The organism is Enterobacter cloacae complex sp. 677-3DZ2D5B (genome assembly GCF_004136695.1).
Classification (GTDB): domain Bacteria; phylum Pseudomonadota; class Gammaproteobacteria; order Enterobacterales; family Enterobacteriaceae; genus Enterobacter; species Enterobacter hormaechei_C.
In genome coordinates this window covers 176,659-198,293 of sequence record NZ_QFLS01000011.1, presented here as the reverse complement: position 1 = coordinate 198,293, position 21,635 = coordinate 176,659, and the positions used below count along the sequence as shown (strand labels likewise).

The 21,635-nt window shown below is 59.3% G+C and carries 21 protein-coding genes; 9 read left to right on the top strand and 12 right to left on the bottom strand.

Annotation, left to right across the window (positions count from 1 at the left end):
* Nucleotides 1–107: 107 nt before the first annotated feature.
* Genes DD597_RS18610 through DD597_RS18600 form a run of 3 tightly spaced genes read left to right on the top strand, consistent with a single transcriptional unit; the run spans nucleotide 108 to nucleotide 2,359 of the window.
* Nucleotides 108–710, top strand: coding sequence for a non-oxidative hydroxyarylic acid decarboxylases subunit B (locus DD597_RS18610; protein ID WP_003862111.1), 603 nt, complete (start codon nucleotides 108–110; stop codon nucleotides 708–710).
* Nucleotides 700–2,127: a non-oxidative hydroxyarylic acid decarboxylases subunit C gene (locus tag DD597_RS18605; protein WP_023314736.1), complete on the top strand. Its 1,428-nt coding sequence runs from the start codon at nucleotides 700–702 to the stop codon at nucleotides 2,125–2,127. The genes DD597_RS18610 and DD597_RS18605 overlap by 11 nt, the downstream gene beginning before the upstream one ends.
* Nucleotides 2,128–2,137: 10 nt before the next feature.
* Entirely contained in the window at nucleotides 2,138–2,359 is a 222-nt protein-coding gene (locus DD597_RS18600) for a non-oxidative hydroxyarylic acid decarboxylases subunit D (RefSeq protein ID WP_003862116.1), read from the top strand.
* A 90-nt stretch (nucleotides 2,360–2,449) separates the two neighbouring features.
* Here the strand turns inward: DD597_RS18600 and mutS are convergent, their stop codons facing one another.
* On the bottom strand, nucleotides 2,450–5,011 hold the full coding sequence (mutS, locus tag DD597_RS18590) for a DNA mismatch repair protein MutS (protein WP_047737057.1): 2,562 nt from the start codon (nucleotides 5,009–5,011) through the stop codon (nucleotides 2,450–2,452).
* 113 nt (nucleotides 5,012–5,124) lie between these two features.
* Nucleotides 5,125–5,355, bottom strand: coding sequence for a SymE family type I addiction module toxin (locus DD597_RS18585; RefSeq protein ID WP_003862120.1), 231 nt, complete (start codon nucleotides 5,353–5,355; stop codon nucleotides 5,125–5,127).
* A 175-nt stretch (nucleotides 5,356–5,530) separates the two neighbouring features.
* On the opposite strand from DD597_RS18585, the gene DD597_RS18580 reads away from it, so the two are divergent.
* A complete protein-coding gene (locus tag DD597_RS18580) occupies nucleotides 5,531–5,875 on the top strand; it encodes a nitrous oxide-stimulated promoter family protein (protein ID WP_022649174.1) in 345 nt (114 codons plus the stop codon).
* Between the two features lie 5 nt (nucleotides 5,876–5,880).
* On the opposite strand, the gene DD597_RS18575 is transcribed toward DD597_RS18580, so the two are convergent.
* The 10 genes from DD597_RS18575 to hypA all read right to left on the bottom strand — a co-directional run bounded on the left by DD597_RS18575 (nucleotide 5,881) and on the right by hypA (nucleotide 15,810).
* Entirely contained in the window at nucleotides 5,881–7,101 is a 1,221-nt protein-coding gene (locus DD597_RS18575) for an MFS transporter (protein WP_129256498.1), read from the bottom strand.
* Between the two features lie 15 nt (nucleotides 7,102–7,116).
* Nucleotides 7,117–7,878, bottom strand: coding sequence for an ABC transporter ATP-binding protein (locus tag DD597_RS18570; RefSeq protein ID WP_062933529.1), 762 nt, complete (start codon nucleotides 7,876–7,878; stop codon nucleotides 7,117–7,119).
* On the bottom strand, nucleotides 7,878–8,915 hold the full coding sequence (locus DD597_RS18565; protein ID WP_022651750.1) for an iron ABC transporter permease: 1,038 nt from the start codon (nucleotides 8,913–8,915) through the stop codon (nucleotides 7,878–7,880). Before DD597_RS18565 ends, DD597_RS18570 begins: the two co-directional genes overlap by 1 nt.
* Nucleotides 8,915–9,913, bottom strand: a complete 999-nt coding sequence (locus tag DD597_RS18560) for an ABC transporter substrate-binding protein (RefSeq protein WP_045894886.1) — start codon at nucleotides 9,911–9,913, stop codon at nucleotides 8,915–8,917. Before DD597_RS18560 ends, DD597_RS18565 begins: the two co-directional genes overlap by 1 nt.
* Before the next feature lie 149 nt (nucleotides 9,914–10,062).
* Nucleotides 10,063–12,135: a formate hydrogenlyase transcriptional activator FlhA gene (flhA, locus tag DD597_RS18555; RefSeq protein WP_129256497.1), complete on the bottom strand. Its 2,073-nt coding sequence runs from the start codon at nucleotides 12,133–12,135 to the stop codon at nucleotides 10,063–10,065.
* Nucleotides 12,136–12,197: 62 nt separating this feature from the next.
* Nucleotides 12,198–13,208: a hydrogenase expression/formation protein HypE gene (gene hypE, locus DD597_RS18550; RefSeq protein WP_023323667.1), complete on the bottom strand. Its 1,011-nt coding sequence runs from the start codon at nucleotides 13,206–13,208 to the stop codon at nucleotides 12,198–12,200.
* Nucleotides 13,205–14,326: a hydrogenase formation protein HypD gene (gene hypD / locus DD597_RS18545; protein WP_023323666.1), complete on the bottom strand. Its 1,122-nt coding sequence runs from the start codon at nucleotides 14,324–14,326 to the stop codon at nucleotides 13,205–13,207. Before hypD ends, hypE begins: the two co-directional genes overlap by 4 nt.
* A 3-nt stretch (nucleotides 14,327–14,329) precedes the next feature.
* A complete protein-coding gene (locus tag DD597_RS18540) occupies nucleotides 14,330–14,602 on the bottom strand; it encodes a HypC/HybG/HupF family hydrogenase formation chaperone (RefSeq protein WP_003862132.1) in 273 nt (90 codons plus the stop codon).
* Nucleotides 14,593–15,456, bottom strand: a complete 864-nt coding sequence (gene hypB / locus DD597_RS18535) for a hydrogenase nickel incorporation protein HypB (protein ID WP_058658359.1) — start codon at nucleotides 15,454–15,456, stop codon at nucleotides 14,593–14,595. The genes DD597_RS18540 and hypB overlap by 10 nt, the downstream gene beginning before the upstream one ends.
* A 3-nt stretch (nucleotides 15,457–15,459) precedes the next feature.
* Entirely contained in the window at nucleotides 15,460–15,810 is a 351-nt protein-coding gene (hypA, locus tag DD597_RS18530) for a hydrogenase maturation nickel metallochaperone HypA (protein ID WP_022651745.1), read from the bottom strand.
* A 210-nt stretch (nucleotides 15,811–16,020) separates the two neighbouring features.
* Between hypA and hycA the strand changes: the two genes are divergently transcribed.
* From hycA to hycE, 5 genes are all read left to right on the top strand, one after another.
* Entirely contained in the window at nucleotides 16,021–16,485 is a 465-nt protein-coding gene (gene hycA, locus DD597_RS18520) for a formate hydrogenlyase regulator HycA (protein ID WP_022651744.1), read from the top strand.
* A 73-nt stretch (nucleotides 16,486–16,558) separates the two neighbouring features.
* A complete protein-coding gene (locus DD597_RS18515; protein ID WP_017692772.1) occupies nucleotides 16,559–17,167 on the top strand; it encodes a 4Fe-4S dicluster domain-containing protein in 609 nt (202 codons plus the stop codon).
* Nucleotides 17,164–18,978, top strand: coding sequence for a formate hydrogenlyase subunit 3 (gene hycC, locus DD597_RS18510; protein WP_045335698.1), 1,815 nt, complete (start codon nucleotides 17,164–17,166; stop codon nucleotides 18,976–18,978). Before DD597_RS18515 ends, hycC begins: the two co-directional genes overlap by 4 nt.
* A 1-nt stretch (nucleotide 18,979) precedes the next feature.
* Nucleotides 18,980–19,903 carry a respiratory chain complex I subunit 1 family protein gene (locus tag DD597_RS18505; protein WP_045335697.1) on the top strand — a complete coding sequence of 308 codons (924 nt, stop codon included), beginning with the start codon at nucleotides 18,980–18,982 and terminating at the stop codon, nucleotides 19,901–19,903.
* A gap of 15 nt (nucleotides 19,904–19,918) precedes the next feature.
* Nucleotides 19,919–21,628: a formate hydrogenlyase subunit HycE gene (gene hycE / locus DD597_RS18500; protein WP_022651741.1), complete on the top strand. Its 1,710-nt coding sequence runs from the start codon at nucleotides 19,919–19,921 to the stop codon at nucleotides 21,626–21,628.
* Nucleotides 21,629–21,635: the final 7 nt, after the last annotated feature.

The following is a 21,635-nucleotide window of genomic DNA, read 5'->3' as shown; positions in this document are numbered from 1 at the left end:
TTTTTTAGCGATTAGTGTGATCGTATGCGAACGATCTTGTCAGCAGCAGGATCAAGGCGTAGTTTAATTAATATGTTCGTATACGAACAAATTAATTGAGGTGCTGAATGAGATTGATTGTGGGAATGACGGGCGCGACGGGTGCGCCATTAGGCGTGGCGTTGTTACAGGCGCTGCGGGAAATGCCGGAGGTGGAAACGCACCTGGTGATGTCGAAGTGGGCAAAAACCACGATTGAGCTGGAAACGCCCTTCACTGCGCATGACGTTGCTGCACTGGCGGATGTCGTCCATAGCCCGGCCGATCAGGCTGCCACCATCTCCTCCGGCTCGTTTCGCACCGACGGCATGATCGTCATCCCGTGCAGCATGAAAACGCTGGCGGGTATCCGCGCGGGCTACGCCGAAGGGCTGGTAGGGCGTGCGGCAGACGTAGTGTTGAAAGAGGGGCGCAAGCTGGTGCTGGTTCCCCGTGAGACGCCGCTCAGCACCATCCATCTCGAGAACATGCTTGCTCTTTCCCGTATGGGCGTGGCGATGGTGCCGCCTATGCCTGCGTACTACAACCACCCGCAAACCGCCGATGACATTACCCAGCATATCGTGACCCGTGTTCTCGACCAGTTTGGTCTGGAGCATAAAAAAGCCCGACGCTGGGAAGGTTTGCAGGCAGCGAAACATTTTTCACAGGAGAATAAAGATGGCATTTGATGATTTGAGAAGCTTCTTGCAGGCGCTCGATGAGCAAGGGCAACTGCTGAAAATTGAGGAAGAGGTTAACGCCGAGCCGGATCTGGCGGCGGCCGCCAACGCGACCGGACGCATCGGTGACGGTGCGCCTGCGCTGTGGTTCGATAATATTCGCGGCTTCACCGATGCCCGTGTGGTGATGAACACTATCGGCTCGTGGCAAAACCATGCTATTTCGATGGGGCTGCCAGCGAATACCCCGGTGAAAAAACAGATCGACGAGTTTATTCGTCGCTGGGACAAATTCCCCGTCTCGCCAGAGCGTCGTGCAAATCCGGCCTGGGCGCAGAACACGGTGGACGGGGAAGACATCAACCTGTTCGACATTCTGCCGCTGTTCCGCCTGAACGACGGTGACGGAGGCTTTTATCTCGATAAAGCGTGCGTTGTCTCCCGCGATCCGCTCGACCCCGATCACTTCGGCAAACAGAACGTCGGGATCTACCGTATGGAAGTGAAGGGCAAGCGTAAGCTCGGCCTGCAACCGGTGCCGATGCATGATATCGCGCTGCATCTGCATAAGGCAGAAGAGCGCGGCGAAGACCTGCCTATTGCCATTACGCTGGGTAACGATCCGATCATCACCCTGATGGGCGCCACGCCGCTGAAATACGATCAATCCGAGTATGAGATGGCCGGTGCGCTACGCGAAAGCCCGTATCCGATTGCGACGGCTCCGCTGACCGGTTTCGATGTGCCGTGGGGGTCGGAAGTGATCCTCGAAGGGGTGATTGAAGGCCGGAAACGTGAAATTGAAGGGCCATTCGGTGAGTTTACTGGACACTACTCCGGCGGACGCAATATGACGGTCGTACGCATTGACAAAGTCTCTTACCGCACCAAACCCATTTTCGAATCCCTTTACCTCGGCATGCCGTGGACCGAGATTGATTATCTGATGGGGCCCGCCACCTGCGTACCGCTCTATCAGCAGCTAAAGTCGGAATTCCCGGAAGTGCAGGCGGTAAACGCCATGTACACCCACGGTCTGCTGGCGATTATCTCCACTAAAAAGCGTTACGGCGGTTTTGCCCGTGCGGTCGGCCTCCGCGCCATGACCACGCCACACGGTCTGGGTTACGTGAAAATGGTGATTATGGTGGATGAAGACGTCGATCCGTTTAACCTGCCGCAGGTGATGTGGGCGCTGTCATCAAAGGTCAATCCGGCAGGCGATCTGGTGCAGCTACCGAATATGTCAGTGCTCGAGCTTGACCCCGGCTCCAGCCCGGCGGGGATCACTGACAAGCTGATCATTGATGCCACCACCCCGGTTGCCCCGGACAACCGTGGTCACTACAGCCAGCCGGTACAGGATCTCCCTGAAACCAAAGCCTGGGCCGAAAAACTGACCGCGATGCTGGCGGCACGTCAATAAGGAGGAAAAAATGATTTGTCCACGTTGTGCCGATGAACATATTGAAGTGATGGCAACATCACCGGTGAAAGGTGTCTGGACGGTATATCAGTGTCAGCACTGTCTGTATACCTGGCGCGATACCGAACCGCTGCGCCGTACCAGCCGCGAGCATTACCCGGAAGCGTTCCGCATGACGCAGAAGGATATCGATGAAGCACCGCAGGTGCCGACGATCCCGCCGCTGCTGTAAAAAAAGCCCGGTGGCGCTACGCTTACCGGTCCTACGGGTTTTGTAGGCCGGGTAAGGCGAAGCCGCCACCCGGCAAAAGACCGCAGAAAACTAAACCAGACTCTTCAACCGATAAATCCACTCCAGCGCCTGACGCGGCGTCAGTGAATCCGGGTCGAGGTTCTCCAGCGCTTCTACCGCCGGAGAGGTCTCTTCCGGCACCGCCAGCAGTGACATCTGCGTACCATCTATCTGCGTAGCTGCCGCATTCGGTGACAAACTTTCCAGCTCACGCAATTTCTGACGCGCGCGCTTAATCACCTCTTTTGGCACGCCCGCCAGCGCGGCGACGGCCAGGCCATAGCTCTTGCTTGCCGCGCCGTCCTGCACCGTGTGCATAAAGGCGATGGTGTCGCCGTGCTCAAGCGCATCAAGGTGGACGTTAGCCACGCCTTCCATTTTCTCTGGCAGCTGTGTCAGTTCGAAATAGTGCGTTGCGAACAGCGTCAGCGCCTTGATTTTATTTGCCAGACTTTCCGCGCACGCCCAGGCCAGAGACAGGCCGTCATAGGTGGAGGTACCGCGTCCTACTTCGTCCATCAACACCAGACTGTTCTCTGTCGCGTTATGCAGAATGTTGGCGGTTTCGGTCATCTCGACCATAAAGGTAGAGCGACCGCTCGCCAGATCGTCCGCCGCACCCACACGGGTGAAGATACGGTCGATAGGGCCAATCTCAACCTTCTGCGCTGGAACGTAGCTGCCGATGTAGGCGAGCAGCGCGATAAGGGCTGTCTGGCGCATATAGGTACTTTTACCGCCCATGTTGGGGCCGGTAATGATCAGCATTCTTCGCTGCGGTGACAGGTTCAACGGGTTGGCAATAAACGGCTCGTTCAGCACCTGCTCAACCACCGGGTGGCGGCCTTCGGTAATGCGAATGCCGGGTTTGTCAGTAAAGGTCGGACAGGTGTAATTCAGCGTGTCAGCGCGCTCAGCCAGGTTTACCAGGACATCCAGCTCGGCCAGCGCAGCGGCGCTCAGTTGCAGGTCAGCCAGGTGCGGCATCAGGATGTCGAACAGCTCGTCATACAGCTGTTTCTCCAGCGCCAGCGCTTTACCTTTCGACGTGAGCACTTTGTCTTCGTACTCTTTCAGCTCGGGTATAATGTAGCGCTCGGCATTTTTCAGCGTCTGGCGGCGAACGTAGTGAATCGGGGCCAGGTGGCTCTGCCCACGGCTGATCTGGATATAGTAACCGTGTACCGCGTTGTAGCCGACTTTCAGGGTGTCGAGCCCCAGACGTTCACGCTCGCGGATTTCCAGCTTATCCAGATAATCCGTCGCGCCATCGGCCAGCGCACGCCATTCGTCCAGCTCTTCGTTGTAACCCGGAGCAATAACCCCGCCATCCCGCACCAGAACAGGCGGCGCATCAATGATGGCGCGTTCCAGCAGTTCGCGAAGCTCGGTAAATTCGCCCATGGTTTCGCGCAGCTTTTGCACTGGCGCGCTGTCGATCTCTCCCAGCTGAGCGCGCAGTTCCGGCAACTGCTGGAACGCGTGCCGCATACGGGCGAGATCGCGTGGACGCGCGGTGCGCAAGGCCAGGCGCGCCAGGATACGCTCAAGATCACCCACCTGACGCAGCACCGGCTGCAATTCGGTGTAACGATCCTGCAATGCGGCAATGGTTTGCTGGCGGCCAGCCAGCGTTTCGGTATTGCGGATCGGCATATGCAGCCAGCGTTTGAGCATACGGCTGCCCATGGGGGTAACCGTGCTGTCAAGAACCGACGCCAGCGTATTTTCCATGCCGCCAGCGAGGTTCTGCGTGATCTCCAGGTTGCGGCGCGTGGCGGCATCCATGATGATGCTGTCCTGCTGACGCTCCATGGTGATGGAACGAATATGGGGCAGGGCGGTACGTTGCGTATCCTTAACGTACTGCAACAGGCAGCCTGCGGCACACAGCCCGCGCGGGGCGTTTTCCACGCCAAAGCCAATCAAATCGCGCGTGCCAAATTGCAGGTTTAACTGCTGGCGCGCGGTATCAATTTCGAACTCCCACAGTGGACGACGACGCAGGCCGCGGCGACCTTCAATCAGCGCCATCTCGGCGAAATCCTCTGCATAAAGCAGTTCTGCCGGATTAGTGCGCTGTAGTTCAGCCGCCATGGTTTCACGGTCAGCCGGTTCACTCAGGCGAAAACGACCGGAGCTGATATCCAGCGTGGCGTAGCCAAACCCTTTACCATCCTGCCAGATCGCCGCCAGCAGGTTATCCTGGCGCTCCTGAAGCAGGGCCTCATCGCTGATGGTTCCCGGCGTGACGATGCGTACGACCTTGCGCTCAACAGGGCCTTTCGATGTGGCCGGGTCACCAATTTGTTCGCAGATAGCGACAGACTCGCCCTGGTTCACCAGCTTCGCCAGATAGTTTTCAACCGCGTGATGCGGGATACCCGCCATCGGGATGGGCTCGCCTGCCGACGCGCCACGTTTCGTCAGGGAAATGTCGAGCAGCTGAGACGCACGTTTCGCATCATCATAAAAAAGCTCGTAAAAATCGCCCATACGGTAAAACAGCAAAATTTCCGGGTGCTGTGCCTTCAGCTTCAGGTACTGCTGCATCATTGGCGTATGCGCGTCGAAATTGTCGATTGTGCTCATGGAGTTATGATATCCATTTCTTTGAAAATATTACGCTTTGAGCGGCTCAATGGCCGATTGTTCCTTCTATTGTCGCATGAAAAAAAGGTGCGGCGCAGAAAAAAGTCACGACTTTACGAGGCATCTTCCGCCATTAATTCAATGATGATTTTTCCGTGCTCGACGCCCACCCGCACCTGCGAGTTGGTGGTAAATCCCGCTTGTTCAAGCCAGTCGCCTTTCAGGCTTAGAGCTGCGTGTACGCTGTACCGTTTTGGAATTTTCGTTTTACGGTCTTCATGACGTTTTCTGAAGTAACCCACTTTCAAGTGACGATAGGGTTTGGCGATCGCGATCTCTTGCATAAGCGCTCCGGTGAATGCGGTCAAAGGTGATTATTTATGCCTGTATAAAATACCAGTAAAACGCAGCGGGGGGCGGGGAAATTCTGGAAGGACGCTTCAGAAAACGGAATGCAATGACTGAAAATGTGCAGATAAAAGGGTATTATAAATGCACTTTATTGTTGGGGACGGCGTTATGTCCGGTAAACGTATTTCACGAGAAAAAAAGACGATCGCCAGAATGATCGCCCTGTACGAAAACAGGTGTCCGCACGCCATAAAAGAAGAGGGGCACTATTCGGCGCTCAAGGCTTATGCTGATAAGCGGCTGGATAAATGCGTGTTTGGTGAGGAAAAACCTGCCTGCAAACAGTGCCCGGTGCACTGTTATCAGCCCGCCCGACGGGAAGAGATGAAGCAGGTGATGCGCTGGGCAGGGCCACGTATGTTATGGCGTCATCCGATTCTGACCATCCGACATCTGATCGACGATCGTCGTCCGGTTCCGGAATTACCGGAAAAGTATCGGCCCAAAAAATAATCGTCTCAGCGCCGCAGTGGACGACAAATCACGCTCAGCGCGACCGCGCTGCACAGTGGAAACACCGCCAGCAGCAGCCACGGGTAAATGGCCTCCGTCGAGGGCACCAGCGCCTTATCCAGCAGGCTGCCTAAACCTAAATTCCCCACCAGCACCGCGATGCCGCCGGCGGTTGAGAGCGCGCCATAGTGCGCTCCAAGCGTTGACTCCTCGGCAAAATGTGGGATCAAATCTTTTGCCGACGGCACCAGCAGCATCTGTCCAAGCGTTAAAAGGGTGACAAAGCTTGCAGAGGGCAGCAGGCGCAGCCAGCCTTCCGGCGGCTCCGTCGCGGCAAAAAGCGCCACGCTGGCAAACGCGGCGGAGAGCAGCAAAAAGCCCACCGGTAAAATCCTTACCGCGCCAACCTTTCGGGCGAAGCGGGCGAGGGGCAATTGCAGAACAATGATCAGCACCGATGCCAGCATAAACAGCGGTCCCAGGTCTTTTTCGTTCCCCCCGGCGCGCTGGATCTCCACCGGCAGCGCCAGATAGAGCTGGTTATAGCTTAACAGCCATGAACTGTAGGCAATGATAAAGGCGACGAAACGCGGCTGACGGAACGTCGTCCACCAGGGCAGAATTTTCAGCGGCTTCGTGCTGTGATGTGCCGCAGGCAGGCAGAAAAAGAGCACCACCAGCGCAACGATAAATATCCCTGCGCCTGCGAGCGCAACCTGACGAAAGCCCAGCTCCGTCAGCAGGGCCCCCATCACCGGGCCAAGAACGGCGCCAAGTTCACCGCACACCGCAAACAGCGCAAACCACTCCGCGCGGCTCCGTTTACCCTTCGCCTCGCTTTGCGTTCCCGCTTTGGCCAGCAGGGCTTCTATCGACGGTGAGAACAGCGCGCCGCCGACGCCCGTCAGACAGGCCCCCAGAATGACGGGCCACAGGGATTGCCCAAAGGCCAGCAGCAAATAACCCGCCACACGAACAATGCAGCCGCTGAGGATCACGCTCTTCGCGCCAAACCGGTCTGAAAGCGCGCCGCCGACAATAAACATCCCCTGCTGGGAGAAGGTGCGCAGCCCCAGCACCAGCCCAATCAGCCCGCCGGAGAGCAGCATATCGTCACGTAAGAAGATCGCCAGGAAGGGGACGACCGCGTAAAAGCCGATATTAAACACAAACTGGCTGCCCAGCAGAACGGGCGGCCAGAGGGTGTTGGCAGTGCGAAGAGGCATCGTTTTAACTCACCCCTACACGATAAAATGGATGTGTTTTTTGCCGTGGTACGGCGAGATCTCGATTCTGGTTTTCACCCTGAAGACGTCCCAGAGTAGTTCCTCGGATAAGATTTCCTGCGGCGTTCCGGTCGCCACAATCTGCCCTTGCTGCATCACAATCAGCGAATCGCAGAACATGGATGCGTGGTTAAGATCGTGAATGGCGACGATGCTGGTTACCGGCAGCTCACTGATAAGCTGCATGAGCTGCATCTGATGATGAATGTCCAGATGGTTGGTCGGTTCATCCAGCAGGATCTCGGTGGGCGTTTGCGCCAGCGCGCGGGCGATATGTACCCGCTGACGCTCGCCGCCGGATAAGCTCAGCCAGCCCTGTTCGCTGCGATCCAGCATATCCACGCGTTGCAGGGCGGCGGTGACGGTTTCGTCATCCTGCGCGCTCCAGTTTGAGAAGGGAGAATGGTGCGGAATTCGCCCCAGTTTGACGACGTCACGCACGCGCATATTGGCGTCGGTCATTCCGTGCTGTTCAACAAACGCCACGCGCCGCGCCAGCTGCTTTTTGGCAATGCGGGCAATGTCCTGTCCGTCCAGCGTCACGCACCCGGCATCCGGGCGGCGCAGACCTGCCAGTATGCGCAACAGCGAGGATTTACCGCAGCCGTTAGGGCCAAGCAGGCCCACCGTTTCGCCCCGGGAAACCTTCAGCGAAACATGATTCACGATAACCTTTTTACCTACCTTCCAGGTGATATTGTCGGCGCAGATGCTCATTACTTATTCCTTGAGCGGTAGATAATCACGGCGAAGAACGGTACGCCCACCAGTGCGGTAACGACGCCAACCGGCAGGCTTTGCGGAGCAATCAGCATCCGCGAGGCGATGTCGGCCAGCACCATCAGGATCGCCCCCGCCAGCGCGCTGGCTATCAGCAGCGTGCGGTGCAGCGGCCCGAACAGGAAACGCATAACGTGCGGCACGACCAGCCCGACAAAACCAATAGAGCCCGCCATGCTGACGATGGTCGCGGTGATCAGGGCGGTGGTGGTAAACAAGGCCAGGCGCACCCAGGGCACGGCAATGCCCAACGAGGCGGCGGCATCATCACCGAACGTAAAGGCGTCCAGCGCACGGGAATAATAAAGACAGACGGCCAGCCCCGCCAGTACCACTACCAGCGCCAGCTGGAATTCCGGCCAGCGTACGCCGCTAAAGCTGCCCAGCAGCCAGAACATCACGTCGCGCGCCTGTTGCGCGCTGGCAGAGGTGCTGATGGTATAGGCGGTAATGGCGTTAAACAGCTGAGAGGCCGCTACGCCCGCCAGGATCGTGCGTTCATTGCCGCCGCGCGCGCCGTTGGTCAGGAAGGCGACGAAGGCAAAGGCGGCGAAGGCTCCGGCAAACGCGCCCGCAGAAAGCGACACTGCGCCGGTGCCGAGACCCAATACGACGACTGACACCGCCCCGGTTGACGCTCCCGCCGACACGCCGAGCACGTAAGGTTCCGCCAGCGCATTCTTCAAAAGGCTCTGCAATACGGCCCCGCAGATGGCCAACCCGGCTCCGCAGCAGGCCGCCACCAGCGCGCGGCTGAGGCGAAAGTCCCAGATGACGCTCTCGTAGATGCGGTTGAGCGGAACGTCAGTCAGCCCCAGCTTATTGCTGATGGCGTAGAACACGTTATTGAGCGGGATAGACAACTCACCGATGCTGACGCCAAGGGCGATCACCAGAAACAACAGCACGAAGGCGAGCAGGCATGACGTGGTCAGGAGCACCCCCTGCCGCATCTGAAGTACGGCGGTGGTCATCAGTCCAGTCCCAGTTTTCTGAGCTGTTCGCCGACCTGCTCAGCACCGTAAAGCGTGCGAATCGTCGGGTTCATGGCCTGGCCGTCCATCACCACAATATGACCCTTCTTCACCGCCTCCATCTGGCTGACGGCTGGATCGCTTTTCAGGAATTTGATTTTTTCTTCGGCGTTGTCCAGCGCCCAGCGGTTACGATCCAGGCTGGAGACCACAATCACGTCCGGATTAGCGGCAATAATACTTTCCCAGCCCACGGTCGGCCATTCGGTCTCAGAGGTAATGGCGTTATGGCCGCCCAGCACGTTAGCAATAAAGCCAGAGGCGCTGTTTTTGCCGCCGACATAGGCATCAGCCGAAGGTGAGGAGCTTGAGAACCAGAAAACAAAGGAGAGGTCTTTGTTGTTTTTGCCAAACTCCTGGCGCAGGTCGGCTTCACGTTTTTTGAAGTCGGCGATAACGGCCTGACCGCGCGCTTCCACGTTGAAAATCTTGGCGAAATCCTCAATCTCTTGATAAAGGTAGGTCATGTCCCACAGCGTCTGGCGGCTGCCGTACATGTCGCCTGCGGCTTTTTTAGTGGCGCACATGCCCGGGGACAAGTAGCTGTTTACCCCAACGGTGGCCAGATCTTCACGCTTTGCGACCTTACTTTCAGGCCCGAGCAGCAGCGGCAGCTGTGCAGGAACAAAATCAGGGTTTTGCGCAAGAATGGATTCAAGTGTCGGAATTTCGACGGTCAGGGTTTTGATTTTTGCATTCTGCTCAGCCAGCTGCGGCAATACTTTGGTCGGCCAGAACGCGCTGGCTTTCACCTTATCTTCCAGACCCAGCAGAAGCAGGATCTCGACGGTATTCTGCCCCAGGGCCACAACGCGTTCCGGCGCTTTGGTGAAGGTTTCTTTATACCCGCAGTTTTCTATCGTGAGCGGGTACGTGGTAGCCAGAGCTGTACTCATTGATGCAACCGCCAGGCCTAACGCGCAGAGAACCTTTTTCATTAAACGCTACCTTCATTAAAATTATTTTGATGCAAATGAAACGCATTATTAAGGCGGAATTTTATACAGAGGAAAATATATTGTGTCAATGTGAGACAATTACGCAGAGTGATGAAAGGCGGCGCCATATACGGCGCCGGAATGACGGGTTAATTCAGGCTCTCTTTATCGATTCCCAGACGCTTCATGCGCGAGAGCAGGGTGGTACGCTTCAGCCCCAGCCGTTGCGCCGCGCCTTTCGGCCCGGCCACCACGCCGTTGGTCTCCCTGAGCACGCGCAAAATGAGCTGATATTCATCCTCTCCATCCTTCGCAACCTCGGTTGCGGCCACGGTCGTTTCCGCAAGAGAAACCTCCGGCAGGGACAGCTGAAGCACGTTCCCGCGCGTCAGCAGCACCGCGCGCTCGATGACGTTTTCCAGCTCGCGCACGTTCCCCGGCCACTCCATCGCCGAGAGTGTGCGTAGCGTTTCGGCAGGAATACTGTCGATATTTCGCCCCATCCGGCGGGCAATCTTCGCGGTAAAGGCTTTCACCAGCAGCGGAATATCTTCCGGGCGCTCGCGCAGCGGCGGCAGGCAGATCGGGAACACGTTCAGGCGATAGTAAAGATCGCTGCGAAACTCGCGGTCGGCGACCATTTTTTTCAGATCGCGGTTGGTGGCGGCAATCAGACGCACGTCGGTCTGGATCAGCTTGTTGCTGCCGAGGCGCTCAAACTCCTGCTCCTGCAGCACGCGCAGCAGCTTGGGCTGGAGCTCCAGCGGCATATCGCCCACTTCGTCGAGGAACAAAGAGCTTTTATCCGCCAGCTCAAAACGGCCCAGCCGCTGGCTGCTGGCGCCGGTAAAGGCACCGCGCTCGTGGCCGAACAGGTCGCTTTCCAGTAAGCCAGCAGGCATCGCCGCGCAGTTCATCTTCACCATCCGGCGGCTGTTGCGGTTGCTCAGGTTGTGGATCGCCCGGGCAATCAGCTCTTTCCCGGTACCGGTTTCACCGAGGATCAGCACCGTGCTGTCGCTTTGCGCCACCATCTCCACCTGCTTGAGCACGCTGTACATGGCATCGCTGCGCCCGATGATTTCGCCAAACTCGCTGTCCACGTTGTTGAGCTGCTCGGTCAGCGCCAGGTTCTCGTCCACCAGCCGCTCCTTCAGGCGATGGATCTCCTGATAGGCGAGGGCGTTATCCAGCGCGATGGAGATGCGCTCGGCGATCTGGCGCAGCAGCTTCAGGTTGGCGGTGGTAAATACGGCTTCATCGCACTGCGCCAGTTTGAGCACGCCGAGCATGGTGTTGCCGGACATCAGCGGCAGCAGGCACAGGGTCTGGATCTTGTTGCCCCAGGTGTTGAAGAGCATCCGCTCGTAGGGGGCTACCGGATCCTGTTCATTGAGATTGAGCAGCAGGATCTCTTTGCTTTTAAATACCCGCTCGGACAGCGTTCCCGCTTCGTCCACTTCGCTCTGCTCGTGCGCCGGGTTAGCTTCATCAAGGTAGTGGGTGGAGTAGATGTTCAGCTTGCCTTTCCGGTTACCGCGTAGCGCAATGCTGATGGCATCGATTTTAAAATAGTGATGGATCTCTTTTGATACTTCGCTGACCAGCTCATCCATGTCCAGGCGGGAGAGCACGGCGTTGGTGATGGCAACCAGAATGCGGAAGTTATCGCGCTCGCGGCTCAGCAGGTCGTAGTCCACGTTATTGGTGACGCGGCTTTGGATCTGCTCCGTGACAACGGCCGCAATCTGGGTAAAGGTGTGCAGGCGTTCGTACTCCGCCTCGCTCCAGGGCTGGTCGGTATCGCGGATAAACTCGCAGCCGCCAAAAATTTGCCCTTCCACCGCCAGCGGCAGCATGCTGTAGTGGCCGAAAGGGTGGTAAAGGTTGCTCTCTGCCAGCTTCGGCCAGGCCTGGCGAAACTGGTCAAAATTGCAGTGCAGCGCTTCCGGGCGGGAGAGAATACGCCGCACCGGGCCGTGGGCAAGAAACGTTTCATCTTCATATTCGAAGATTTTGCCGTTATCACGCGTTGAGAAATAGCTCGCGCGGTGGGTTGCGCTATGCCAGAGCACAATGGCGGCGCTGTCCGCCAGCGCAGATTGCCTGACCAGCCGCGTCAGGGCATCGCTCAGTGCGCCGAGGTCGGGCTGTTGTAAAAGTGTGCGCGTGATGTCAAACAGGCCCTGCTGTCCAAGATCGCTCATCGGTGTATACGGCATTGTTGCTTTCCAATAGAAACTGGCAAAAAGAGAAATTCAGCGCTGACCGCTTTTGGCGCGGTCTAGCAAATTCGGGGTAACGGTTCAGCGTGCGGCAGATCCAGCGTACGCTTCACGCCGTAAAGCCCGGTCAGGCGCACCCCTTTGCGCTCAACCACGTCGCCGATGATGGCCGCGTCTTTCCCTAATGGATGCGCGCGCAGCTGTGCAAGTACGGCTTCGGCAGCCTGGCGCTCCACGCCGATCAGCAGCTTGCCCTCGTTGGCAAAGTTCAGCGGGTCGAGCCCCAGCAGTTCGCACAGGCCACGAACGGCAGGTCTGACGGGCAGGCTGCGCTCGTTAAGCTCAATACCACAGCCACTGCTGGCGGCAAACTCATGCACCACGGCATTCACGCCGCCGCGGGTGGCATCGCGCAGCGCTTTCACGCCGGGAACGGTACGCAGCGTCTGGATCAGCGGCGTGAGTACCGCGCAGTCACTGCGCAGTTCCCCGTCCAGCCCCAGGCCTTCGCGCAGGTTCAGGATGGTTGCCCCGTGGCAGCCCAGCGTGCCGCTGACAATCAGCACGTCGCCTGCGCAAAGCTGTTGAGCGCCCCAGTGAATATCGGCGGGGATCGCCCCCATCCCGGCGGTGTTGATAAAAAGCTTATCCGCCGCGCCGCGCTGCACCACCTTGGTATCCCCGGTGACGATAGCGATCCCCGCCTCGCGGGCGGTGTGCGCCATGCTGTTGACCACCGCCGTGAGCGTTTCCATCGGTAACCCTTCTTCGAGGATAAACCCGCAGGAGAGGTAGCGGGGGATCGCGCCGCTGACGGCGACGTCGTTTGCCGTGCCGCAGACGGCGAGCTTGCCGATATCGCCGCCCGGGAAGAACAGCGGGTCAATCACGTAGCTGTCGGTAGAGAACGCCAGCCTGTCACCGTGTGCGGTGAGGGTTGAGAGCGCAATGCGCGCCTGATCTTCCTGCTCGGCGAGCCAGGGATTGTTAAAGGCGTCCATAAACAGCCGGTTAATCAGCTGCTGCATCGCCTGTCCACCGCTTCCGTGCGCCATTTCCACCGTGTTCATGCTTCACACTCCTGGTTGCGATAGTGATACCACGCGGCGCATGCCCCTTCTGAAGAGACCATCAGCGCGCCAAACGCGGTTTGCGGGTTACAGGCGTTGCCAAATAACGGGCAGTGATAAGGTTTGCATTTTCCGGTGAGTACGTCGCCACAGCGGGCGCGGGGATCGTCGCACACCTGCTGCGGCTGCGGTCGGAAATGCGCTTCGGCGTCGAAGGCGCGATACGCGGGCGTCAGGTGTACGCCGGATTCGGCAATCAGCCCCAGTCCGCGCCACTCGCTGTCGCCTTCGACGCTAAACACGTCGGCTATGGCCTGCTGTGCCCGTCTGTTACCTGCATCGGGCACCACGCGGCGATACTGATTTTCCACCGCACTCAGGGCCGCTATTTTCTGCTCAACCAGCATGGTCACGCCTTGCAGTAGATCAAGTGGCTCGAAACCAGCCACCACTAACGGACGATTGTACTGTTCAGCGATAAAACCGTAGGCTTCTGTGCCGATCACCATGCTGACGTGGCCCGGCGCGAGAAACGCGTCGATACCGTTATCCGGCGCTTCCAGCAGGCTGCGCAGCGTGGGAATAAGCGTGATGTGCTGGCAGAAAAAGTAAAAGTTTGTGACGTTGCGGGCTTTCGCCTGCTGGAGGGTAATGGCGGTGGCGGGCATGGTGGTTTCAAAACCCAGCCCGAAAAAGACGACCTTACGCTCAGGATTAGCCATCGCCAGCGTCAGGGCATCCATCGGTGAGTAGACGATCCGCACGTCCGCGCCGCGCGCCTTCGCCTGGAGCAGCGAGCCATTTTTTCCCGGTACACGCATGGCGTCGCCAAAGGTACAAAAAATCACACCGGGGCGGCTGGCGATGTCGAGACAGCTGTCGATGCGCCCCATCGGCAGCACGCACACCGGGCAGCCGGGGCCGTGGATAAATTCGATGTTTTCCGGCAGCAGCTGGTCGAGGCCAAATTTAAAGATGGCGTGGGTGTGTCCGCCGCACACCTCCATGATCCGCAGCGGTTTTTCTTTCGTGTAGTCCAGCAGCGACGCGCGGGAATTCAGGCGATCGATAAGCTGCAACACCTGCTCAGGCGCGCGATATTCATCAACGTAACGCATGTATTATCGTTCCTCCCCATATAGCAGGGCGCCCACGTCCGGCTCGACGTCAAACATATTCTGTAGCGCGTCCAGCGTGTCGCGGGCTTCTTCCTCATTAATCACGCTCATGGCAAAACCCACGTGGACCAGCACCCACTGGCCGAGACGCGATGCGCCGGTCTCATCGTGGCTGCCTACCAGCGTCAGGTCGACATCGCGCAGGATGCCGCATACCTCCACTTTGGCCTGATTGCCGTCGATGGAATGAATTTGCCCGGGGACGCCTATGCACATCGTTCGTTCTCCAGCCAGTTCAGCCAGGCGTCCATCCCGTCGCCGCGCGTGGCGGAAACCAGCAGGATCTCAATGTCCGGGTTCACTTCCCGGGCGTAAGCCAGGCACTTATCCATGTCGAAATTCAGGTACGGCAGCAGGTCGACTTTGTTCAGCAGCATGAGGGAGGCGGCGGCAAACATATGCGGATATTTCAGCGGCTTGTCTTCCCCTTCGGTCACGGAGAGTACCGCCACTTTATGCCGCTCGCCGAGGTCGAAGCTTGCCGGGCAGACCAGGTTGCCAACGTTTTCAATGAACAGGATGCCGTTGTTCGCCAACGGCAGGCGCGGGGCGGCGTCGGCAATCATCTGCGCGTCCAGATGGCACCCTTTCCCGGTGTTGACCTGAATCGCAGGCGTACCGGTTTCGCGGATGCGCGCGGCGTCGTTTACCGTTTGCTGGTCACCTTCGATAACGGCGCAGGAGACACGTTTATTCAGCCGTTTGAGGGTTTCGGTCAGCAGCGTGGTTTTACCGGAGCCGGGGCTGGAGACCAGGTTCAGCACCAGCTGTTCGCGCGCGGCAAAGCGGGCGCGATTGCGGACGGCGAGCTGGTTGTTTTTATCCAGCACGTTAATCTCCACCTCCAGCATCTGGCGCTGGCTGATGCCCGGCGCGTGGGTGCCCGCTTCGCCGCGGCCGTAATGCAGGTCACCCGCGTCGGAACGCTGCGGCGCGAAGGTGATGCCGGTCAGTGCCGCCGCGGGACGCGGGGCAGGGGAAAAGGGCGCGGAGCGAAACGCGGAGTGGGGGCGGTGTTCATCCCCTTCGATATACAGGTTGCCTTCAGCGCAACCGCAGGTACTACACATACTTTACTCCTTCTCGATTTCGAGGCGTTGGATCTGCATACCGTCATCCGCCACGATGCGCAGCCCGCTGCTCTGGCACTGCGGACAGCGCTGTACCTTCGATGACAGCAGCGTGACGTACTCCTGACACTGTTCGCACCAGCACTCCGCCTGCTGCTCCTCGATATGCAGTGCGCAACCTTCCGCCAGCGTGCCGCGGCACACCAGCTCAAAACAGAAGGTGAGGGCGCTGGTCTCGACGCAGGAAAACGCCCCGACCTTCAGCCAGACGCCGGTCACGCGCTTCGCATGGTTCTGCACAGCCTGCTGTTCGATAAGTTCCAGTGCCCGCTGGCAGAGGGTGATTTCGTGCATGACGCCTCCTTAATGAATTGCCCCTTCAATGCAATAACAGTGCCAGCTTGATTTGCGTTACGGCGTGACGATGTCAACGCTGTCGAAATGACACGTCGACACCGCGGCGGTGACAGTACGTATCTTGTTAAAAGATATTTAAATCAACAGATTAAAAACTGGCACGAAAACTGCTTAACAGCCGCTAACTCCATTAACCGGATACCTTTTATGACTATTTGGGAAATTAGCGAAAAAGCGGATTACATCGCGCAACGTCATCAGCAGCTTCAGGATCAGTGGCACCTCTACTGCAACTCTCTGATTCAGGGGATCACCCTGTCAAAAGCCCGTCTGCACCATGCCATGAGCTGCGCGGCGCAGGGGGACATGCGCTTTGTGTTGTTTGGTCACTTCACGATTTTTGTCACCCTGGCGGAGAGCTTCAACAGCCACACCATTGAGTATTACGTTGAGACAAAAGAGGGTGAAAAACAGTGTATTGCGAAAGCTCAACTGATGGCCGACGGCATGGTGGACGGTCACGTCAGCAACCGCGATCGCCAGCAGGTGCTGGAGCACTATCTGGAGAAAATAGCGCCGGTTTATAACGGCCTCTACGCCGCCGTTGAGCACGATCAGCCGATCAACCTGAAACAGCTGATCGACGGAAAATCCTCCGCGAACGTGGCCTGAAAAGCGAGTGTCGAGAAGTGTCGATAAGACAGTTTTTTTTCGTCAAAAATGACCATCACCAGAGGATGACCCGGTGAACCGTTTTGTAATTGCTGACTCGACGGTCTGTATTGGCTGTCGGACCTGTGAGGCGGCGTGCTCGGAAACGCACCGCCTGCACGGGCTACAGTCCATGCCGCGCCTGCGCGTCATGCGTAATGAGAAAGAGTCTGCCCCGCAGCTCTGTCACCACTGTGAAGACGCCCCGTGCGCGGGCGTTTGTCCTGTCAATGCCATCACCCGCGTTGACGGCGCGGTACAGCTGAACGAAAGCCTGTGCGTGAGCTGCAAGCTGTGCGGCATCGCCTGTCCGTTCGGCGCCATTGAGTTTTCCGGCAGCCGTCCGCTGCATATTCCGGCGAATGCCAATACCCCGAAAGCGCCGCCTGCGCCACCGGCTCCGGCACGTGTGAGCACGCTGCTGGACTGGGTGCCGGGCATTCGCGCCGTTGCGGTGAAGTGCGACCTGTGCAGCTTCGATGAGCAGGGTCCGGCCTGCGTGCGGACCTGCCCGACCCGGGCGCTGGTCCTGGTCAACATCCGCGACATCGCTCGCACCAGCAAACGCAAGCGTGAGCTGACCATCAATACCGACGTCGGCGATCTTTCGCTGCTGCGGGCGCTTAACGAGGGGGCGAAATGAACGCGATAGTTATGATGACCAGCGGCGTGGCCTGGTTTGCCGCCGCCGCTGTCCTGGCGCTGCTCCTCGCCTTCCATAAAACGCTGAGCGGCGTGATCGCCGGTATCGGCGGGGCGGTCGGCAGCCTGATGACGCTGGCGGCGGGCGGGGTTGTCCTGATCGACGGGCAATCCGTCGACACCCTCATCCCGCTGATTCACCACGCCGTTGAGCTTACGCCGCTGAACGCCATCTGGCTGATAACCTTTGGCCTGTGCGGGCTGTTTATCAGCCTGTTTAATATCGATTGGCACCGCCATCAGCACACCAAAGCCAACGGCCTGCTGGTTAACCTGTTGATGGCCGCCGCGGTCTGTACCGTTGTCGCCAGCAACCTCGGCGCGCTGGTGGTGATGGCTGAAATCATGGCCCTGTGCGGCGTGTTCCTGACCGGATGCAGCGCCTCCGGCAAGCTGTGGTTTGCGCTCGGACGTCTCGGCACGCTGCTGCTGGCGCTGGCCTGCTGGCTGGTGTGGCAGCGTTTCGGCACGCTGGATTTCGCCGCGCTTAACGGCCAGCCGCTGGGCAACGACGTCTGGCTGTTGAGCGTAGTCGGTTTTGGCCTGCTGGCCGGGATAATCCCGCTGCACGGCTGGGTGCCGCAGGCGCATGCCAATGCCTCAGCCCCGGCCGCTGCGCTGTTCTCCACCGTGGTGATGAAGGTCGGTCTGTTCGGCATCCTGACGATAACCCTGACGGGCGATCAGCCGCCGCTGTGGTGGGGCGTGGCGTTGCTGATTGCGGGGATGATCACCGCGTTCGTCGGTGGCCTCTACGCGCTGATGGAGCACAACATCCAGCGTCTGCTGGCGTACCACACCCTGGAGAACATCGGGATTATCCTGCTCGGCATGGGCGCAGGCGTCACCGGGCTGGCGCTCAACCAGCCGGCGCTGATTGCCGCCGGGTTTATTGGCGGTCTGTATCACCTTATCAACCACAGCTTGTTTAAAAGCACCCTGTTCCTCGGCGCGGGCAGCGTCTGGTTCCGCACCGGGCACCGCGATATTGAGAAGCTCGGCGGGATTGGCAAAAAAATGCCCGTCATTTCGCTGGCGATGCTGGTCGGGCTGATGGCGATGGCTGCGCTGCCGCCGCTGAACGGCTTTGCCGGCGAGTGGGTGATTTATCAATCCTTCTTCGCCCTCGGCCAGAGCGAGGCGTTTATCGGGCGTTTACTCGGCCCGCTGCTGGCGGTGGGCCTGGCGATCACCGGCGCGCTGGCGGTGATGTGTATGGCTAAAGTTTACGGTGTCACCTTCCTGGGCGCGCCGCGCACCCGAGAAGCGGAAAACGCCTGCTGCGCCCCGGTACTGATGACCACCAGCGTGGTCGCGCTGGCGCTGTGCTGCATCGCGGGCGGGGTTGCCGCGCCGTGGCTGCTGCCGCAGCTGGGCCACGCCATTCCGCTGCCGCTGGTCACGGCGCATAGCGTCGTTTCCCAGCCGATGATGGCGCTGCTGCTGATTGCCGCGCCGCTCCTGCCGTTCGTGCTGATGCTGTTCTTCAGACGCGACCGTCTCGCCTCCCGCTCGCGCGGCGCGGCGTGGGCCTGCGGCTACGAACACGAGCAGTCGATGGTTATCACCGCCCACGGTTTCGCCATGCCGGTGAAAGAGAACTTTGCCGCCGTGCTGAAGCTGCGCCACTGGCTGAACCCGGTGGGCTGGGTGCCGGGCTGGCAGGGGGCCGCCGTGCCCGTACTGTTCCGCCGCCTGGCGCTGATCGAGCTGGCGGTGCTGGTGGTGATTGTCATTTCACGAGGAGCCTGACATGAGTCTGTTACTGGCAATTCTTCAGGCGCTGGTGCTGTTCGCCGCCGCGCCGCTGCTGTTGGGCATCACGCGCGTGGCGCGCGCCCGGCTGCACAACCGTCGCGGACCTGGCGTGCTCCAGGAGTACCGCGATCTCTTCAAACTGCTCTCCCGTCAGAGCGTCGCGCCGGATGCCGCGGGCTGGGTGTTCCGCCTGACGCCGTTTGTGATGGTGGGCGTGATGCTGACCATCGCCACCGCGCTGCCGGTGGTGACGGTGGCGTCGCCGCTGCCGGTGCTGGGCGATCTGATTACGCTGATCTACCTCTTCGCCATCGCGCGTTTCTTCTTTGCGATTGCGGGCCTGGACACCGGCAGCCCGTTTACGGGTATCGGTGCCAGCCGCGAGGCGATGCTCGGCGTGCTGGTTGAGCCAATTCTGCTGCTGGGGCTGTGGGTCGCCGCGCAGGTTGCAGGCTCGACCCACATCAGTTTCATCACCGACACCGTTTACCACTGGCCGGTTTCACGTTCGCTCCCGCTGGTGCTGGCGCTCTGCGCCTGCGCGTTCGCCACGTTTATCGAGATGGGCAAGCTGCCGTTCGATCTCGCGGAAGCGGAGCAGGAATTACAGGAGGGGCCGCTCACCGAGTACAGCGGCTACGGCTTTGCGGTGCTGAAGTGGGGCATCAGTCTCAAGCAGCTGGTGGTGTTGCAGATGTTCGTCGGCGTTTTCTTCCCGTGGGGGCAGATGACGCACTTCTCTGCGGGCGGCCTGCTGCTGGCCGTGGTGGTGGCTGTGCTCAAGCTGCTTATCGGCGTGCTGGTCATTGCCCTGTTTGAAAACAGCATGGCGCGCCTGCGTTTTGTCGAAACGTCACGCATTACCTGGGCTGGTTTTGGTTTTGCATTTTTAGCGTTCGTCTCCTTGCTGGTGGCGTGATTAAAGAGAGTGTTTATGTCTGAAGAAAAGAAAGGTCAGCAGTATCTCGCCGCGTTGCATCAGGCTTTCCCGGGCGTGGTGCTGGAGGAGTCCTGGCAAACCAAAGACCAGATCACCGTCACCATTAAGGTGAACTATCTGCCGGAAGTGGTGGAGTTTCTCTACTACCAGCAGGGCGGCTGGCTGTCGGTGTTGTTCGGTAACGACGAGCGCCAGCTGTGCGGCAGTTACGCGGTGTACTACGTGATGTCGATGGAGCAGGGCGAGAAGTGCTGGATCACCGTGCGCGTCGAGGTCGACCCGAATAAACCGGAATACCCGTCCGTCACGCCGCGCGTGCCTGCCGCCGTCTGGGGCGAGCGCGAAGTGCGCGACATGTACGGCCTGGTGCCGGTTGGCCTGCCTGACGAGCGTCGCCTGGTGCTGCCGGACGACTGGCCGGATGAACTCTATCCGCTGCGCAAGGACAGCATGGACTACCGCCAGCGCCCGGCCCCAACCACCGACAGCGAAACCTACGAGTTCATCAACGAGCTGGGCAGCAAGAAGAATAACGTGGTGCCGATTGGCCCGCTGCACGTTACCTCTGACGAACCGGGCCACTTCCGCCTGTTCGTCGACGGCGAGAACATTATCGACGCCGACTACCGCCTGTTCTACGTCCACCGCGGCATGGAGAAGCTGGCGGAGACCCGCATGGGCTACAACGAAGTCACGTTTCTTTCTGACCGCGTGTGCGGCATCTGCGGCTTTGCCCACAGCACCGCCTACACCACCTCGGTGGAAAACGGCATGGGGATCGTGGTGCCGGAACGCGCGCAGATGATCCGCGCCATTCTGCTGGAGGTGGAGCGCCTGCACTCGCACCTGCTGAACCTCGGCCTGGCCTGCCATTTCGTCGGATTTGACTCCGGGTTTATGCAGTTCTTCCGCGTGCGCGAGGCATCAATGAAGATGGCGGAGATCCTCACCGGGGCGCGTAAAACCTACGGCCTGAATCTGATCGGCGGGATCCGCCGCGACCTGCTGAAAGACGACATGATCCAGACCCGCCAGCTGGCGCAGCAGATGCGCCGGGACGTGCAGGAGCTGGTGGATATGCTGCTCAGCACGCCCAACATTGAGCAGCGCACCGTCGGGATTGGTCGTCTTGACCCGGAAATCGCCCGCGACTTCAGTAACGTTGGTCCGATGGTGCGCGCCAGCGGCCACGCCCGCGATACCCGCGCCGATCACCCGTTCGTCGGCTACGGCCTGCTGCCGATGACCGTGCACAGCGAGCAGGGCTGCGACGTCATCTCCCGTCTGAAGGTGCGCATCAACGAGGTATTCACCGCGCTGAACATGATCGACTACGGCCTCGATAACCTGCCGGGCGGCCCGCTGATGGTGGAAGGCTTCACCTACATTCCAAACCGCTTTGCCCTCGGCTTTGCCGAAGCGCCGCGCGGGGACGACATCCACTGGAGCATGACCGGCGACAACCAGAAGCTCTACCGCTGGCGCTGCCGTGCGGCGACCTACGCCAACTGGCCAACCCTGCGCTACATGCTGCGCGGCAACACGGTCTCTGACGCGCCGCTGATCATCGGCAGCCTCGACCCGTGTTACTCCTGCACCGACCGCATGACCGTCGTGGACGTGCGCAAGAAGAAAAGCCAGGTGGTGCCGTACAAAGAGCTTGAGCGCTACAGCATCGAACGTAAGAACTCGCCGCTGAAATAAGGATTCG